Annotated in this window: 12 protein-coding genes; 6 read left to right on the forward strand and 6 right to left on the reverse strand. The window is 60.7% G+C overall.

All coding sequences use genetic code 11. The features are described 5' to 3' along the window. Window positions 1-26 precede the first annotated feature (26 nt). Together FOT55_RS22110 and FOT55_RS22120 are read right to left on the reverse strand one after the other, a co-directional pair. A complete protein-coding gene (locus FOT55_RS22110; protein WP_025303526.1) occupies window positions 27-1,394 on the reverse strand; it encodes an APC family permease in 1,368 nt (455 codons plus the stop codon). 535 nt (window positions 1,395-1,929) lie between these two features. Next, window positions 1,930-3,348 carry a glutamine synthetase family protein gene (locus FOT55_RS22120; RefSeq protein WP_060433627.1) on the reverse strand — a complete coding sequence of 473 codons (1,419 nt, stop codon included), beginning with the start codon at window positions 3,346-3,348 and terminating at the stop codon, window positions 1,930-1,932. Window positions 3,349-3,743: 395 nt separating this feature from the next. Between FOT55_RS22120 and puuR the strand changes: the two genes are divergently transcribed. The 5 genes from puuR to FOT55_RS22145 all read left to right on the forward strand — a co-directional run bounded on the left by puuR (window position 3,744) and on the right by FOT55_RS22145 (window position 10,202). Next, window positions 3,744-4,301: an HTH-type transcriptional regulator PuuR gene (gene puuR / locus FOT55_RS22125; RefSeq protein WP_025303528.1), complete on the forward strand. Its 558-nt coding sequence runs from the start codon at window positions 3,744-3,746 to the stop codon at window positions 4,299-4,301. 155 nt (window positions 4,302-4,456) lie between these two features. Continuing rightward, the gene (locus FOT55_RS22130) at window positions 4,457-5,968 is read left to right on the forward strand and encodes a sugar ABC transporter ATP-binding protein (protein WP_147824026.1); all 1,512 of its coding nucleotides are present in this window, start codon (window positions 4,457-4,459) and stop codon (window positions 5,966-5,968) included. Further along, the gene (locus FOT55_RS22135) at window positions 5,965-6,960 is read left to right on the forward strand and encodes an ABC transporter permease (RefSeq protein ID WP_147824027.1); all 996 of its coding nucleotides are present in this window, start codon (window positions 5,965-5,967) and stop codon (window positions 6,958-6,960) included. Before FOT55_RS22130 ends, FOT55_RS22135 begins: the two co-directional genes overlap by 4 nt. A gap of 244 nt (window positions 6,961-7,204) precedes the next feature. Continuing rightward, on the forward strand, window positions 7,205-9,193 hold the full coding sequence (locus FOT55_RS22140; RefSeq protein ID WP_141967723.1) for a ligand-gated channel protein: 1,989 nt from the start codon (window positions 7,205-7,207) through the stop codon (window positions 9,191-9,193). A 55-nt stretch (window positions 9,194-9,248) separates the two neighbouring features. Then, complete coding sequence (locus FOT55_RS22145; protein ID WP_147824028.1) at window positions 9,249-10,202, forward strand: siderophore ABC transporter substrate-binding protein; 954 nt, start codon at window positions 9,249-9,251, stop codon at window positions 10,200-10,202. Between the two features lie 33 nt (window positions 10,203-10,235). Here the strand turns inward: FOT55_RS22145 and FOT55_RS22150 are convergent, their stop codons facing one another. Together FOT55_RS22150 and FOT55_RS22155 are read right to left on the reverse strand one after the other, a co-directional pair. After that, a complete protein-coding gene (locus FOT55_RS22150; protein ID WP_147824029.1) occupies window positions 10,236-11,024 on the reverse strand; it encodes an ABC transporter ATP-binding protein in 789 nt (262 codons plus the stop codon). Then, entirely contained in the window at window positions 11,021-12,103 is a 1,083-nt protein-coding gene (locus tag FOT55_RS22155) for a FecCD family ABC transporter permease (protein WP_025303533.1), read from the reverse strand. Before FOT55_RS22155 ends, FOT55_RS22150 begins: the two co-directional genes overlap by 4 nt. 364 nt (window positions 12,104-12,467) lie before the next feature. Between FOT55_RS22155 and FOT55_RS22160 the strand changes: the two genes are divergently transcribed. Further along, window positions 12,468-13,568, forward strand: coding sequence for a GGDEF domain-containing protein (locus FOT55_RS22160; protein WP_049294860.1), 1,101 nt, complete (start codon window positions 12,468-12,470; stop codon window positions 13,566-13,568). 45 nt (window positions 13,569-13,613) lie between these two features. On the opposite strand, the gene FOT55_RS22165 is transcribed toward FOT55_RS22160, so the two are convergent. Next, window positions 13,614-15,092, reverse strand: a complete 1,479-nt coding sequence (locus tag FOT55_RS22165; protein WP_025303535.1) for an amino acid permease — start codon at window positions 15,090-15,092, stop codon at window positions 13,614-13,616. Window positions 15,093-15,310: 218 nt separating this feature from the next. Further along, window positions 15,311-16,177, reverse strand: a complete 867-nt coding sequence (gene yieE / locus FOT55_RS22170; protein WP_025303536.1) for a DNA-binding transcriptional regulator YeiE — start codon at window positions 16,175-16,177, stop codon at window positions 15,311-15,313. Window positions 16,178-16,216 lie beyond the last annotated feature (39 nt).

The raw sequence follows: 16,216 nt of genomic DNA on the forward strand, positions 1-16,216 counted from the left end.
TTTGTGGCTGAGGAGACGGCTCGCGCTTAGGCGGCGTCTTCGCTCGCTTGCGGCACCGGCAGACGGAAGCTGCGGGTGACGAAGGCCAGGTAGATCAAACCGATGGCCGCCCAAACCAGGCCCAGCGTCATCGAGCTGGCTTCCAGGTTGATCCACAGCGCGCCAACGGTCAGTGCGCCCATCACCGGCAGGATCAGGTAGTTAAATGTGTCCTTCACGGTGCGGTTCATCTTGTCGCGAATATAGAACTGCGAAATCACCGACAGGTTGACGAAGGTGAAGGCCACCAGCGCACCGAAGTTGATCAGCGCGGTCGCGGTCACCAGGTCAAACGACACCGCGGACAGCGCGATGGCGCCAACCAGGAGCACGTTCAGCGCCGGGGTACGCCACTTCGGATGCACATAGCCGAAGAAGCGAGTCGGGAACACGCCGTCGCGGCCCATCACGTACATCAGACGCGAAACGCCCGCGTGCGCCGCCATGCCCGACGCCAATACCGTCACGCAGGAGAACACCAGGATCACCGACTGGAAGAACTTGCCCGCCACGTACAGCATGATTTCAGGCTGTGAGGCGTCCGGATCCTTGAAGCGCGAGATGTCCGGGAAGTACAGCTGCACGAAGTAAGACACCACGATAAAGATGATGCCGCCGATCAGCGCCGTCAGGAAGATGGCTTTCGGGATCACTTTTTCCGCGTCTTTGGTCTCTTCGGACAGCGAGCTGATGCCGTCGAAGCCCAGGAACGAGAAGCACAGGATGGTCGCGCCGGTAATCATCGGCACCACGTGGGCGTTATCGGACCAGAACGGGCGGCTGCTGACCAGCGTACCGGCGCCTTCGCCGTGGTAAATGCCGTTGATCACCAGGCCGAGGAACACGATCATGATCGCCACCTGCACCACCACGATGATGGAGTTCAGGTTAGCCACCAGCTTGATGCCGCGCAGGTTGAAAATCGTCATCAAGCCGACCAGCACCGCCACGAAGATCCAGGACGGTACGCCCGGGAAGATCGCTTCCAGGTAAATCTTAGCCAGCAAAATGTTGATCATCGGCATGAACAGGTAGTCCAGCAGCGATGACCAGCCCACCATAAAGCCGACGTGCGGGCTGATGGCTTTCTGGGCGTAGGTGTAAGCGGAACCGGCGGAAGGGAACTTCTTCACCAGCTTACCATAGCTCAGGGCGGTAAACAGGATCGCCAGCAGAGCGAAGGCGTACGCGGTCGCGACGTGACCATCGGTCAAGCCGGATACGATGCCGAAGGTATCGAAAATGGTCATTGGCTGCAGGTAAGCCAAGCCCATCATCACTACCGGAACTAAAGTCAGGGTTTTACGCAGTTGAGTGCGCTGAGCCGGAGCGGCGTTGATGGTGTTATCGGACATTGTTCAGCCCCCCCTTACCTTGAGCCTTGCGGATGGCGGACACGCCAAGACTTAAGGTTGCGGGGAAACTTCGCAACGAGCGACTTAATTCTAAAAGAAGGGGGTTGTAAGCTGGATAACGGGTCGAGGAAACCTCGGCTGCTCCATAGTCGCTGCGGCCACAGCGGAAACCGGCGGGCACCGGCGCTAAAGTGAAAAATTGCCCCATCTTTCTAATCCTCATGAGTCACGACCATAAAGTTTTGTTTGATCGTGCACGAAACTATTTATCTATCCGGATCGGTGTCCGGCCTCGCTTGGTGTATGAAACGCTACGTTGGTAAAACATAATGCAAAAAAAATAACCGACGCTTTCAAAACGTCGGCTATCTGCATTTGAGATATTTTGCACCAGAATGCCTCCGAATGACAAGATCCGGAAACCCTCAAATACAAATTCTTTTTGTCGATCGCACGGAAAACCAGCCCGGCAGGCGAATTATTCCGCTGCCGGCAGGCCAGTCACCCGCACATACCTCTTACTTTATACGCCCATTCAGGCATTTTTCAACATCCAGTCGATCTCGGTTTCCGTCACCCGCCGTTCAAACTGCAGCAGTTCGTCGGTCTTGCAGGCGTGATACACCTGGGTGAAACGCTCGCCCAGATAGTGCGTCAGGGCGTGCTGATGTTCAAACTCGTACAGCGCGTCGCTCTGGCGGATCGGCAGCGGCAGCCCTTCCTGCTCCAGCCCGTTGCCGGTCACCGGCTCAGGCAGCGGCAGTAGGTTGTCCAGCCCGTACAGCATGCCGGCCAGGATCGCCGCCATCACCAGATAAGGATTGGCATCGGCGCCGGCCACGCGGTACTCCACCCGGTGGTTCTCCGGTTCGCCGCAGGGAATGCGCAGCGCCACAGTGCGGTTGTTGTGGCCCCAGGCGGCCTGGATCGGCACATACATCCCCGGCTGGAAGCGCCGGTAGGCGTTGACGTTCGGCGCCAGCAGCGCCATCGACGCCGGCATCAGGGTGATCATCCCGGCCAATGCCTGTTTCAAGAGCGGCGAATCCTCGCCTTTGGCGTCGGCAAACAGGTTGTTGCCCGCACTATCCTGCATGCTGACATGCACGTGCATGCCGCTACCGGCGTAATCCTCATAGGGTTTGGCCATAAAGGTGGCGTGCATGTCGTGGTTCTCGGCCACCAGCCGCACCAGCCGCTTCAGCGCCAGCGCGTGGTCGCAGGCCAGCAGGATGTCGTCGGTATGACGCAGGTTGACCTCGAACTGCCCCGGCGACGCCTCCGCCACCGCGCCGTCCGCCGGCAGCCCCTGCAGCTTCGCCAGCGCGTCGATATCGTTCAGCACCTCGGCGAAATGGTTCAGGTTATCGACGGAGTACACCTGGCTTTGGGTGTTGCGTTCCTGAGTGCCGGGCGCACACGGCGGCTGCAGATCGCCTTCCGCGTCGCGCAGCCTATCGATGAGATAAAACTCCAGCTCTACCGCTGCCACCGGAAACAAACCGCGCTGTCGCAGCGCCTGCCACACGCGGTTCAGCACATTGCGGGGTTCAACGTCAAAGGGAGTGCCATCTTCATCCAACATGGTGAGCAGCACCTGGCCGATGTGCTCCGGATCGGCGGCTGACGGCGTCAGCGAACCGGGCACCGGCAGGCAAATGCGGTCCGGTTCGCCGAGCTCCTGCCCAAGGCCGGTCTCCTCCACCACGTTGCCAAGGATGTCCATGGCGAACACCGACGCGGGGAAGTAGCTGCCTTTTTCCAGTTTTTTTAACCCAGAGACGGGTATGCGTTTGCCGCGGAAGGAACCATTAAGATCGGTGAGAAGGATATCGACATACTGCGTGGCGGGATGGCGTTCCAAATAATGAGCAACCTCATTTTGGAACGCGCTACTTCGCCTCTCTTCATGATGCTGTGCAAAATGTTCAACTGCTGCGCTATTGGTTTGCATACGTCACCCGCCATTATGCTCTGAAGGCGCGTTGGCGCCCGTCCACCGTTCGATTCAACACATGATTGGATTTCTCGTCAGGCCGCGCCGCTGCCGGGCGCTCAAAATAACATCCACAATATGAAACATAGTATTAACAGAATGGGTTTGCAAATGTTACAATCCTGTTTGATTATTCGCCAGTGACTGCTAAATTGATAAAATATTGACCGAAAAGGCCTTACTGCCATTTTCACGTCAACTATTTTGTCCAACGCACCAAGAGTGAACATGGGCAATATATTTTCCAAACCCACCCTAACTACCGATATCATGCAGTATCGTTATCGACCAGACAGGCACCCGATAGCGATCTTCATTTCTGCCTGTCGCCCTTACCAGAAGGAAGTACCGCTATGAGCGAAGTCAGCTTGGCACCGGGCAAACGCCTGTCGCAGATCCGTCAGCAATTGGGTTTGTCACAGCGCCGGGTCGCCGAACTGTCCGGGTTAACCCACAGTGCGATCAGCACCATCGAACAGGACAAGGTCAGCCCGGCCATCAGCACGCTGCAAAAGCTGCTGAAGGTGTATGGCCTGTCGCTGTCTGAATTCTTTGCCGAACCGGAAGCCGCCGACGAACCGCGCGTGGTGATCGACGCCGAGGACCTGATTGAGATCGGCAGCCAGGGGGTGTCGATGAAGCTGGTGCACAACGGCAGCCCGACGCGCAACCTGGCGATGATGCTGGAAACCTACCAGCCCGGCACCACCACCGGTGAAAAGATCAAGCACCAGGGCGAAGAGATAGGCACCCTGCTGGAGGGCGAGATTGTGCTAACCATCAACGGCCAGAGCTACTGCCTGACCGCCGGTCAGAGTTACGCCATCAACACCGGCATTCCGCACAGCTTCAGCAATACCTCGGCGCGCATTTGCCGCATCGTCAGCGCACACACCCCTACCACCTTCTGACCGCTTCTCGCACCGGCGCAGCCTGACGCGGGTTGCGCCCCTGCCTCTCCACGTTTTTCATCGCCGTTATGCCATTTTGTTGGTTGCCAACGGCGCAATCTGTGTTACAACAGAGCAAAACAGCCATCTAAACATCTAAACGGCCTTACTACCCTATGTCAACCGCAACGCCTTCACGCCTCGAGATGCGCAATATCTCGATCGCCTTCGCCGGCTTCAACGCGCTGCAGGATGTGGACTTCACGCTGCAGGGCGGTTCAATCCATGCGCTGGTCGGCGCCAACGGCGCGGGCAAGTCGACGCTGATGGCGATCCTCTCCGGCGCCCACGATCACTACCGCGGCGAGATCCTGATCGACGGCCGGGCAGTGGAAATTCATTCCCCGCTGCAGGCGCGCCGCCACGGCATTCACGTGGTACAGCAAGAGGTCGACGTCGCGCTGATCCCCACGCTGTCGGTGGCGGAGAACATCATGCTGGACTGGCTGAACGAGCCGGGCCACTGGCTGAACTGGGCGGAGCTGCACCGCCGCGCCGCGCAGCTGCTGCAGCAATGGGCGCTGCCGCTCAACCCGCGCAGACGCCTGGCGGACTGCACGCTGGCGGAAAAACAGCAGGTGCTGCTGGCGCGCGCGCTGTCGCACCGCTGCCGTTTTCTGGTGCTCGATGAACCGACCGCGCCGCTCGATCGCGCCGAGAGCGAGCGCCTGTTCAACGTGGTGCGCCGCCTGCAATCCGAAGGCATCGGCATCGTGTTCATTTCTCACCGCATCCACGAACTGAGCGACATTTGCGATCGGCTGACGGTGCTGCGCGACGGGCGGCGCGTCAGCGAAGACGCCATGCGCGGGCTGAGCGGCGAACAGATCGTCGAGAAAATGCTCGGCCATCGGCTGGACGACATTTTCCCGCCGCCGCGCCCGCCGCACGCTGGGCGTAAGCTGCTGCAGGTGGAGGGCTTGCGCGATCGCTATAAGCTGCGCGACGTTTCGCTGCGGCTGCATGAAGGAGAGATCCTCGGCATCGCCGGGCTGGCCGGAGCGGGCAAAACCGAACTGTGCAAGGCATTGTTCGGCGCCAGCACCGTGCAGCTCGAGCGCGGCGAACTGCGCGGGCAGCCCTGGGCGCCACGCGCGCCGCACCTGTCGGTCGAACAAGGATTGGCGCTGGTGCCGGAAGAGCGCCGCAAAGAGGGCATTTTCATCGATGAGGCGATCCCGATGAACCTGAGCGTCAGCGCCGACGACAGCTTCTCGCGCTGGAGCCTGTTCAGCCGGCGGCAAGAGCTGCGCTGGGCGCGCGAGATCATGCAGCGTCTGAACATTCGCGCCTCCGGCCCGCAACAGCGGCTGGCACGCCTGTCCGGCGGCAATCAGCAAAAAGTGGCGATCGGCAAGTGGCTGCGCGGCAACGCCGAGGTGCTGATCTTCGATGAGCCGACCAAGGGCGTGGACATCAAGGCCAAGCAGGAGCTGTTCAGCCTGATCGACGGCCTGGCTCACGCCGGTAGAGGCGTGATTTACGCCTCCGGCGAGTTCGCCGAGCTGATTGGCCTGTGCGATCGCATCTGCGTGCTGTGGGACGGCCGCATCGTGGCGGAGTTGAACGCCGCCGACATCGACGAAGAAACCTTATTGCTCTATTCCACCGGAGGAACCCCTGCGTGAGTAAAGAATTTGCCTTGCGGCCTGCGCTGCCCTGGCGCCAACAGCTGTTTGATTTCCTCTACAAGTGGGGCATGCTGTTGACCGTCGCGGCACTGATCGCCCTGTTTGGCCTGGCGTCGGACAACTTTCTCGATGCCAATAACATCATCAATATCCTGCGTTCGATCGCCATCGTGACGGTGATCGCCATCGGCGTCTCTATCTCGCTGTCGGTCGGCGGTTTCGATCTGTCGGTCGGCTCGACCGCCTCGCTGGCCAACGCGCTGGTGATTTCACTGTTCGTCTGGCACGGGTTCGGCACCACCGGCGCCATCGTGGTAACGCTGCTGCTGTGCACGCTGGTCGGCCTGTTCAACGCCCTGCTGATCGTGGTGCTCAAAATTCCCGACATGCTGGCGACGCTGGCCAGCCTGTTCGTGATCCAGGGCGTGGCGATGACCTACAGCTACGGCGGTTCCATCACCCAAAACATGGTGCTGCCGAATGGCGACATGGCGGAAGGCCTGATCCCAGAGGTGTTTTCCGCCCTCGGCCAGGTGCCGGTGATCGTGCTGATCATGTTGGCGGCCACCGTGGCGGTACAGCTGTTCCTCTCGTTGACCAAGCACGGCCGCCGGATGTACGCCATCGGCGGCAACCCCGAGGCTGCGCGTCTGTCGGGTATCCGCACCGTACGTTACAGGGTTGCCGCTTACGTCATTTCTTCCTGGCTGGCGGCGCTTGGCGGCATCTTGCTGGCGTCACGTATCGGCTCTTCGCAGGTCAATGCCGGCGGCGGCTATCTGATGGACGCGGTGGCGGCGGCCTATATCGGTTTCTCGCTGGCGGGCTCCGGCAAACCCAATGCGCTCGGCACCCTGATCGGCGCAGTGATCCTCGGCGTGCTGCAAAACGGCCTGGTGATGCTGTCGGTGCCCTACTACGCCATGGATATTATCAAAGGCCTGGTGCTGGCGCTGGCGCTGGCCATCACCTACATCCAGAAACGCTGATCCTCCCCGGCGCACGCCCGCTGCGCCGCTTTTCCCTTTAATTCATCCGGTTACCCTTTCTCGTCAGTAGAACAAGCATACAAATGATATGAATTATCATTAGCGTTTACATTCAGTAAAAAATCCTTACAATACCCTCACGCAACGCTGACGAAGCGAAGTATTTCTCAGCGAACGATGAATAATTTCATTAGAAATTCAATTGGTTAATTACTTTCACTTCAACCCAGGAAAGGTTCACCTCATGGAAACGCCACGTTACAGCAAGCTCGCCGCTCTGGTTGTCGCCTCACTCAGCGCCACCGCCGCGCTGGCCGCGCCGCAGAACGACACCCAGGACACCATGGTCGTCACCGCCTCCGGCTTCCAGCAAAAAATTCAGGACTCCGCCGCGTCCATCTCGGTGATCCCGCGCCAGCAGATCGAAGATAAGGCCTATCGCGACGTGACCGATGCACTGAAAGACGTGCCGGGCGTGGTGGTCACTGGCGGCGCCAGCAGCAGTGACATCAGCATCCGCGGCATGTCCTCCAAGTACACGCTGATCCTGGTGGACGGCAAGCGCGTCGACACCCGCAGCACCCGCCCGAACAGCGACAACGCCGGCATCGAACAGGGCTGGCTGCCGCCGCTGGAAGCCATCGAACGCATCGAAGTGGTGCGCGGGCCGATGTCTTCGCTGTACGGTTCCGACGCCATGGGCGGCGTGATCAACGTCATCACCCGCAAGACTTCACGCACCGAGTGGAAAGGCTCGCTGCACGGTGACGCCACCGTTCAGGAAAACCGCGATTCCGGCGATCTGTTCCAGACCAACGCCTACGCCTCCGGCCCGCTGGTTGAAGGCCTGCTCGGCCTGCGGGTCAACGGCCTGCTGTCGCGCCGCGCGGAAGATAAAATCGTCAACGGTTACAACGAACAGCGCATGCGCAGCGGCACCGCGGTGTTCACCCTGACGCCGGACGAGAAAAACGAATTCGATTTCGAAATCGGCCGCTCGCTGCAGGATCGCAACAGCACGCCGGGCAAATCGGTAGTGGCGGAGCGCTGCAGCAAAGGCAAGTGCACACCAACCGAGGTCAGCGAAAGCCTATACACTCGCACCAACTACGCGCTGACCCACAACGGCTATTACGACTTCGGCAACTCCACAAGCTACGTGCAGCGCGAAGAAACCGGTAACCCGGGCCGTAATATGAAGGCCTACAACACCATCTTCAACACCCAGAACCAGTTCGAGCTGGGTTCCCACATGCTGAACCTCGGCGGCCAATACCGCTATGAAAAACTGGGCGACGGTGGCAACCAGCTTGAATCGGCTCAAGGTCTCAGCAAGCTGACGCGCTGGAGCTGGGCATTGTTCGCTGAAGACGAATGGGCGCTGACCAACGACTTTAGCCTGACCAGCGGCATCCGTATGGACCGTGATGAAAACTTCGGCAGCCACTGGACCCCACGCATGTACGGTGTCTGGCACCTGACCGAACAGTGGACGCTGAAAGGCGGCGTCTCCGCCGGTTACAAATCGCCGGATCTGCGCCAATCCTCCCCTAACTGGGGGCAGGTCACCGGCGGCGGCGTGCGTAAAGGCATCATCGTCGGCAACCCGGATCTGCAGCCAGAGAAGAGCCTGAGCGAAGAAATCGGCCTGATGTGGGATAGCCTGAAAGGCGTTAACGCCGGCGTGACGGTCTTCAACACCGACTTTAAAGACAAAATCACCGAAGTGCGCCGCTGCGAAGACACGCCGGATTGCACCATCGGCGGCACGTCCTACGACTTTATCAGCGATCGCGTCAACGTCGACAAAGCCAATATGCGCGGCGTAGAGGCCACCTTCGGCTGGCAGATCAACAAAGACTGGAAGTGGAACACCAACTACACCTACACCTCTTCCGAGCAGAAGAGCGGCGAGTTCCAGGGCAAGGCGCTCAACCAGATGCCTAAGCACATGCTGAATACCGTGCTGGACTGGCGTGCCACGCAGGACCTCAGCCTGTGGTCGCGCGTTAACTTCCGCAGCAAAACCTCACAATATCTGAGCCGCACCTCGATGGCGACCAGCACGCCATCCTACACCTTCGTCGATGCGGGCCTGAGCTACCAGGCGGCGAAAAACCTGCAGCTGACCGGCGGGGTTTACAACATCCTCGACAAAACCGTGGATTACGATCACTACCGTACCACGCTGGACGGCCGCCGTTACACCGTCGGCATGACCTACAACTTCTGATGCCCTTGGGCGCGCACTGCGCGCCCTTTTCATTCCATCACCGTGAGGAAGCTCCATGAGATTACGCCGCTCCCCCCTGATGATCGCCCTGCTGGCCGCAATGGCGCTGGCGGGTTGCCACAGCAAAACCGATACGCCGGTAGCCGCTACCCCGGCCACCGTCAACGTCCAGCACCTGAACGGCAGCACCGAGGTGAAGAAGCACCCGCAGCGCATCGTGGTGCTGGATTACGCGTCGTTGGAAACGCTGCAGCTGCTGGGCGTCGAACCGCTGGCGCTGCCCGGCAACCGCAAGAACTTGCCGGATAGCCTGAAGCGCTATCAGGATGACAAATACCTCAATGCCGGCACCCTGTTCGAACCGGATATGGCCGTGCTGCGCGCCGCCAAGCCGGACCTGATCCTGATCGCCGGCCGGGCGTCCAAAGCTTATGACGAGCTGAACGCGCTGGCACCGACGCTGAACATGTCCGTCGATCAGCAGGATCAGTTGGGCAGCCTGAAACAGCGCACCCTGCAGTTGGGCGAGCTGTTCGATAAGCAGCAACAGGCGCAGGCGGCGATCGATAAGCTGGATGCGCAGATCGCCGCAGTCAAACCACAGGCCACCCAGGCCGGGCGTGGGCTGGTGGTGCTGTTCTCCGGCGGCAAGATCAGCGCTTACGCGCCCAAGAGCCGTTTCAGCTTCGTCTATGACGCCCTCGGCTTCTCGTCCGCGCTGCAGTCCGACGAAAAAGACGTGCGCGGCAACAAGCTGACACCTGAGCAGGTCGCCAAACTGAATCCGGACTGGCTGTTCGTCATCGACAGAGACGCCGCGACCGGGCAGCCGAACGCGGTGGCACCGCAGAAAATCCTCACCGGCACCGCGCTGAAGAAAACCACGGCGGTGAAAAAAGGCCAGGTGGTCTACCTGCCGGCAGCCGAGGTGTATCTGTCCGGCGGCATCGTCACCGCCCAGCACGTCGTCGAACGCGTGAGCGAGGCCCTAAACCACGCTGCGCGATAAAGAAAGCCCGGCGATGCCGGGCTTTTTCTTGGGTTAAATCGTCGGCTGGTTCACCAGACCGTCTATCAGCACCTGCGGCGTGCCCTGCGAGCAACGCTCGATGCGCCCGCGCACGCCGTAGACCCGCGCCAGGCTCTGCGGCGTAATCACCTGATCCGGCGCGCCATCGGCGATCAGATCGCCATCCTGCAGCATCAGCACGTGGTCGCCGTGACGCAGCGCGATGTTGATGTCATGCACCACCACCACCGTCACGATATTGCGCTTGCGGGTTTCGCGGCGCACCAAATCCATCACGTGGAACTGGTAGTTGAGATCGAGCGCGCTCAGCGGCTCATCCAGCAGCAGCAGCGACGGCTGACGGATCAGCGACTGCGCCAACCCCACCAGCTGTTTCTGGCCGCCGGACAGCTGATCGAGATAGCTCAGCGCCAGGTGGGCGATGCCCAGCTGTTCCAGCAAAGCCATCACTTCCGCTTCGCTGCTGGCGTTGCTGCGGCCGCCCGAGGCGCGCTGCGCCACGATGATCGACTCCAGCACGTGCAGATGCACCCCAGCAGGCAGCGACTGCGGCAGGTACACCACTTTCTCCGCCCGACGGGCGAACGGCATCTGCATCAGATCGCCGTCGTCCAGCCACAGCTTGCCCTGCGCCGGGTTCAGCCCGGCCAGCGAGCGCAGCAGCGTCGATTTGCCGCTGCCATTCGGCCCCAGCAGCACGGTGATTTGCCCGCGCGGCAGCATCGGCACCGAGAGATTGTCGATCACCTGGCGTTTCGGGTAGCCCGCCGAGAAGTTTTCTATCCGTAAACCCTGGATCATACGTTCCCCCGATGGCGCAGAATAATGCTCAGGAAGAACGGCACCCCGACCAGCGACGTGACGATGCCCACCGGAATGATCACGCCGGGCACCAGGTTTTTCGAGGCCACCGAGGCCATCGACAACACCAGCGCGCCAATCAGCGCACTGGCCGGCAGGTAGAAACGGTGATCTTCGCCGAAGATCATGCGGGCGATGTGCGGCGCCACCAGGCCGATAAAGCCGATCGGCCCGACGAAAGCCACCGCCAGCGCCGAGAGCATGCTGATGCGCAGCAGCGTGGTCAAACGCAGCCGACGCACGTCGATGCCGAAGCTCACCGCCCGGTCTTCACCCAGACGCAGCGCGGTCAGTTTCCACGAGCTCATCATCGACAGCGGCAGCAGCACGGCGAACACCCCGAACAGAATGCCCAGTTTGTCCCACGAGGCGCGCGCCAGGCTGCCCATGGTCCAGAACACCAGCCCCTGCAGCGTGTCCTCGCTGGCGATGAATTGCATCATCGAGACCAGCGCGTTGAAGGTAAACACCAGCGCGATGCCGAACAGCACCACGCCGGAGGTGGCGACCCGCGTCCAGCGCGTGATGCCGTCGAGCATCAGCGCAGCGAACAGCGCGAAGATAAAGGCGTTGGCGGAGATGAACCACTGGTCGGGAATCCCCGGAATGCCGATGCCAAGCACGATCGCCAGCGCGGCGCCAAAGGCCGCGGCGGAAGAGACCCCGAGGGTAAAGGGGCTGGCCAGCGGGTTATTCAGGATGGTCTGCATCTCCGCCCCGGCCAGGCCGAGCGCAAAGCCCACCACCACCGCCATCAGCGCGTAAGGCAATCGGATGTCCCAGACGATCACCCGCGTGCCGGCATCGGCCGCGGCGGGGTCAAGCAGCGTGTGCCATAAAGACGACAGCGACAGGCCGGACGGCCCCATGGTGAAATCCAGCAGCAGCGAGCCCAGGATCGCCAGTGCCAACACGCCCATCATCATCAGGCGATGGCGAAGAATATGCTGATAACGCCCCATCACGCCGGCGTTGGGTTGCCCCTTGGCGTCAGTCATGGGATCGGTGGATACGCTCATTCGTTAAGATACCTGTTACAACCATCATGACAGCGGCGCGAAGGCGTCCGCCGTGAACCGGAAAGTGTGCGGCAGCAGCCTGCGCGCAGCCGTCCACAATAAAGCAAACGATAATACTTATCAATCATATCAATCGGTGAAAACAGCGTTATAGAAATGTAACAATTTGTTTTTACACGCCATTTTTCAAACCACCACGCTTACCCCCGCCAGCGGCCAGTAGGTTCATTATTCTGAAAGTGATCCCTGATCCGACCAGACTCTGACAAATAACGGCAAAACCACATAGAATCCAAAGCCACAGCACCGCGCGTGCAAAAAACCTTCAGGCCGCCGCAAGAGCGGCCTTATTGACGAGGCTGTAATGAGAAGTCCATCTCCGGCGACAACGCCCAAACGTCCGGCGCTGCTGAACTGGCTGTTATACAGCCCGCTGCAGGCCGATGACGAGCCGTTTCAACGCCAGCTGCGTCTCACGCTGACGCCCTCTCCTCTCACTCCCTGGCTGAATGCCGCAGGGCCGGTCGCGCTGTTGGTGGGGTACGCCTGGCTGAACCGACCGCTGGTCGGTATCGGCCTGCTGCTGCTGTTGCTGCTGTTGACCGCCGGGCGAGCCTGGCTGGCGCGCCGGCGTCAACCCGCCTGGCCGGACGCCATGCTGGTGACGGTGTTGCTGTGGACGCTGCTGGTCGGCGCCAGCGCCGCGCTGGCGATGCTGTCGGGCCGCTTCGTTTTAATACTTTTCGCCGGCCTCACCATCACCGCTCTGGCCTGCTGGCTGATGCAGCGCCACGCCGCCGCGCCACGCTTCGCGCTGCTTGAGGTGATCGCGCTGACGCTGCCTTACCTGCTGGCGGCACCGCTGTCGCGCGTGCAAAATCTGTTTGTCCTGGCGGACCTCGCGCCGCTGTGGTTGGTGCTGGCCCACGGTATGATCGCACGCTACCACCGCCAACTGGTGCAGCACGTCACGCTGGCCTGGGAGAAGCAGCAGGCGTCGCACCGCGATCGCCTGACCGGCTTCCTCAACCGAGCGGGCGGCGAGGTGGTGATGCGCAGCATCTGCCGCCCCGCAGCGGCACAGACGATCTCTCACCTGTTCATTCTTGAGTTTGGTCCGCTGGCGGCGCTCTACCAAAGCCACGGCGTCCAGATCGGCGACGACGTACTGCGCACCGTCGGCGAGCGTCTCAAGACGCTGATCCGCCCGAGCGACTACGTCTGCCGCTATACCGGCGGCCTGTTTTTGATTCTGGTGCACGATCTGCCCTACGGCGCGGAAAGCGAGTTCCTGGCGCGCATCGTGCCGCCGCTGGAGGCACCTTACGATTTTGGCGCGTTCGGCGAGGTGAACATGCAGCTCAACGCTGGCATTGTGGCGCTGACGCAGCATTATGCAACGGTGGAAGATTTGATGAGTTCGGCGCAGCAGGCGCTGGCGGAAGCCAAAGGCGGGAAAAAGTAAAGCCAAACGCGGCGGGAACCCCCGCCGCGTATCACTCACCGAAAATTACTTCACGTCCATCTTCGGGAATTCCATTTCGCTGTACTTCACGACACGGGTGCCTTGCGACAGCTTGTAACCGAACCAGATCAGCAGGAACAGTGGAATGCCGATGTAGGTCGCGGTCACGCCATACCAGTCGATCTTATCTTGCAGGAAGGCCTGGTAGTTCTGGCCCAGGGTAATGATCAGGCACAGCACGAAGGCGAAGATCGGCCCCAGTGGGAAGAACCCGGAACGGTACGGCAAATCGTTCAGATCGCGCCCCTGCAGCATGTAACCGCGACGGAAACGGTAGTGGCTGATAGCGATGCCCAACCAGGCGATGAAACCGGTCATGCCCGAGGTATTGAGCAGCCACAGGTAAACCGACTGGTTGCCGAACATTGACGTCAGGAAGCACAGGCCGGCCACCACGCAGGTCGCATACAGCGCGTTACGCGGCACGCCGCCTTTCGACAGCTTGGCGAAAATGCGCGGCGCCTTGCCTTCCGATGCCAGGGTGTACAGCATGCGGGTCGATGCGTACATGCCCGAGTTACCGGCCGACAGCACCGCCGTCAGGATCACCGCGTTCATCACCGCCGCCGCCGACAACAGGCCGGCATGCTGGAACACCAGGGTGAACGGGCTGACGCTGATGTCTTTCACGTCGTTGCGCAGCAGGCTCGGATCGGTGTACGGAATGATCAGGCTGATGATCAGAATGGCGAAGATATAGAACAGCAGGATACGCCAGAACACCTGACGCACTGCGCGCGGGATGTTTTTACCCGGATTCTCCGATTCGCCGGCCGCGATACCGATGAGCTCGGTGCCCTGGAACGAGAAGCCGACGATCATGGCCACGCCGATCATCGCCGAGAAGCCGCCGGCAAACGGCGCGTCTCCTACCGTCCAGTTCTGCCAACCGGCATGCTCGCCGCCCTTCAGAATGCCGACGATCATCAGCACACCGACAGCGATGAAGATAATCACCGTGCTGACCTTGATTAACGCGAACCAGTATTCCGCCTCGCCGAACCCTTTCACCGAAATGTAGTTCAGCAGGAACATCAGACCGAGGAACAGGGCGCTCCAGATCCAACCTGGGGTGTCCGGGAACCAGTAGTTCATCACCAACTGCGAGGCCACCAGGTCAACGGCGATGGTCACCGCCCAGTTGTACCAGTAGTTCCAGCCCAGCGCGAAGCCGAAGCCTTCTTCCACGTATTTGGCGCCGTAAGTGGAGAATGAACCGGAGACCGGCATAAAGGCCGCCAGTTCGCCCAAGCTGGTCATCAGGAAGTACACCATCAAACCGATCAGAGCGTAAGACAGCAGCGCCCCGCCGGGGCCTGCCTGAGAAACCGTGGCCCCCGAGGCCACAAACAGGCCGGTGCCGATGGAGCCGCCGATGGCGATCATGGTCAAATGCCGGGCTTTCAGCTCGCGGCGCAATCCGGGTGCTTGCTGCCCCGATGTTTTTATATCCTGCTGAGCCATTCGTACCCTATCTGCTCTTTGAAAAAATGAGGGCGGATTGTAACAAATACCCGCCGGTGAACTAGCAACATTGCACTGATATAAGATAGCTTCATAATTCAGAGGCAATTATTAGCCGCGGCCCTTATGGCCTTACTTACTCTCATTAATGTGAGCGCGCGCAGGTTTTTATGCTTTCTTCGGCCTGCGCAGCAGCAGAGGACGTGACGCGCTGTCGATTACAGCGCGCAATAGCTGAGAAAACGCTGCAAGGCGTTGGAAATGTGCTTTTGCCGATGGCGGATCAGGTACAGGGTGCGCCGCAGCGGCGGCAGCGGCACCGGCAGTTCTACCAGTGCGCCGCTGGCCAGCTGTTCTGCCACCACGCGCCGCGACAGGCAGCTGATGCCGATACCGTGCCGCACCGCGTGCTTGATCGCCTCCGAGTTGCCCAGTTCCATCACCAGCTGGAAGTGCGGCAGGTGCGCCAACAGCAGATGATCCAGAACCTCGCGGGTGCCCGAACCACGCTCGCGCAGGATCCAAGGCGCATTGGCCAGCGCCTCCAGCGTCGGCGGTTGGTGGGTCAAGGGATTGTCCGGCGCGGCAAACACCACCAGCTCGTCCTCCAGCCACGGCTGCGTCACCAGCTCCGGCATATGGCAAGGCCCTTCGATCAGCCCCAAATCGACGCGAAAATCCGCCACCGCTACGATCACGTCCTGGCTGTTGCCAACGTTCAGCTCCAGCGGCGTGGCCGGAAAATCCCGACGGTAACGGGCGATCATCTCCGGCAGCATGTAGTTGCCGATGGTGCTGCTGGCGGCGATGCGCAGCGCCCCGCCGTCATGGCGGAACAGCTGCTCTATCTCCCCCGCCTGTTCCAACAGCGCCAGCGCCTTGGGATACAGCAACCGGCCGTGCTCGTTGATCACCAGCCGTTTGCCGACGCGATCGAACAGCTGCACGCCCAGCTGCCCCTCCAGATCCGCCAGCGCCGCGCTGACCGCCGACTGCGACAGCGCCAGCACCACCGAGGCCTGAGTGGTCGAACCGCTTTTCAGCACTTCGGTGAAAACTTCCAGTTGACGCAACGTGATATGCATAGCCGTCCCGGTATTGAAAGAAGGTTCTGCCAGAGAACC

Origin of the sequence: Serratia bockelmannii, assembly GCF_008011855.1 — a bacterium.
GTDB lineage: Bacteria > Pseudomonadota > Gammaproteobacteria > Enterobacterales > Enterobacteriaceae > Serratia > Serratia bockelmannii.

What these genes read in the sequence shown, in the direction of transcription:
- FOT55_RS22110 (WP_025303526.1), bottom strand. Translation starts at nt 1,394, where the DNA reads ATGTCCGATAACACCATCAACGCCGCTCCGGCTCAGCGCACTCAACTG.
- FOT55_RS22120 (WP_060433627.1), bottom strand. Translation starts at nt 3,348, where the DNA reads ATGCAAACCAATAGCGCAGCAGTTGAACATTTTGCACAGCATCATGAA.
- puuR (WP_025303528.1), top strand. Translation starts at nt 3,744, where the DNA reads ATGAGCGAAGTCAGCTTGGCACCGGGCAAACGCCTGTCGCAGATCCGT.
- FOT55_RS22130 (WP_147824026.1), top strand. Translation starts at nt 4,457, where the DNA reads ATGTCAACCGCAACGCCTTCACGCCTCGAGATGCGCAATATCTCGATC.
- FOT55_RS22140 (WP_141967723.1), top strand. Translation starts at nt 7,205, where the DNA reads ATGGAAACGCCACGTTACAGCAAGCTCGCCGCTCTGGTTGTCGCCTCA.
- FOT55_RS22145 (WP_147824028.1), top strand. Translation starts at nt 9,249, where the DNA reads ATGAGATTACGCCGCTCCCCCCTGATGATCGCCCTGCTGGCCGCAATG.
- FOT55_RS22150 (WP_147824029.1), bottom strand. Translation starts at nt 11,024, where the DNA reads ATGATCCAGGGTTTACGGATAGAAAACTTCTCGGCGGGCTACCCGAAA.
- FOT55_RS22155 (WP_025303533.1), bottom strand. Translation starts at nt 12,103, where the DNA reads ATGAGCGTATCCACCGATCCCATGACTGACGCCAAGGGGCAACCCAAC.
- FOT55_RS22160 (WP_049294860.1), top strand. Translation starts at nt 12,468, where the DNA reads ATGAGAAGTCCATCTCCGGCGACAACGCCCAAACGTCCGGCGCTGCTG.
- FOT55_RS22165 (WP_025303535.1), bottom strand. Translation starts at nt 15,092, where the DNA reads ATGGCTCAGCAGGATATAAAAACATCGGGGCAGCAAGCACCCGGATTG.
- yieE (WP_025303536.1), bottom strand. Translation starts at nt 16,177, where the DNA reads ATGCATATCACGTTGCGTCAACTGGAAGTTTTCACCGAAGTGCTGAAA.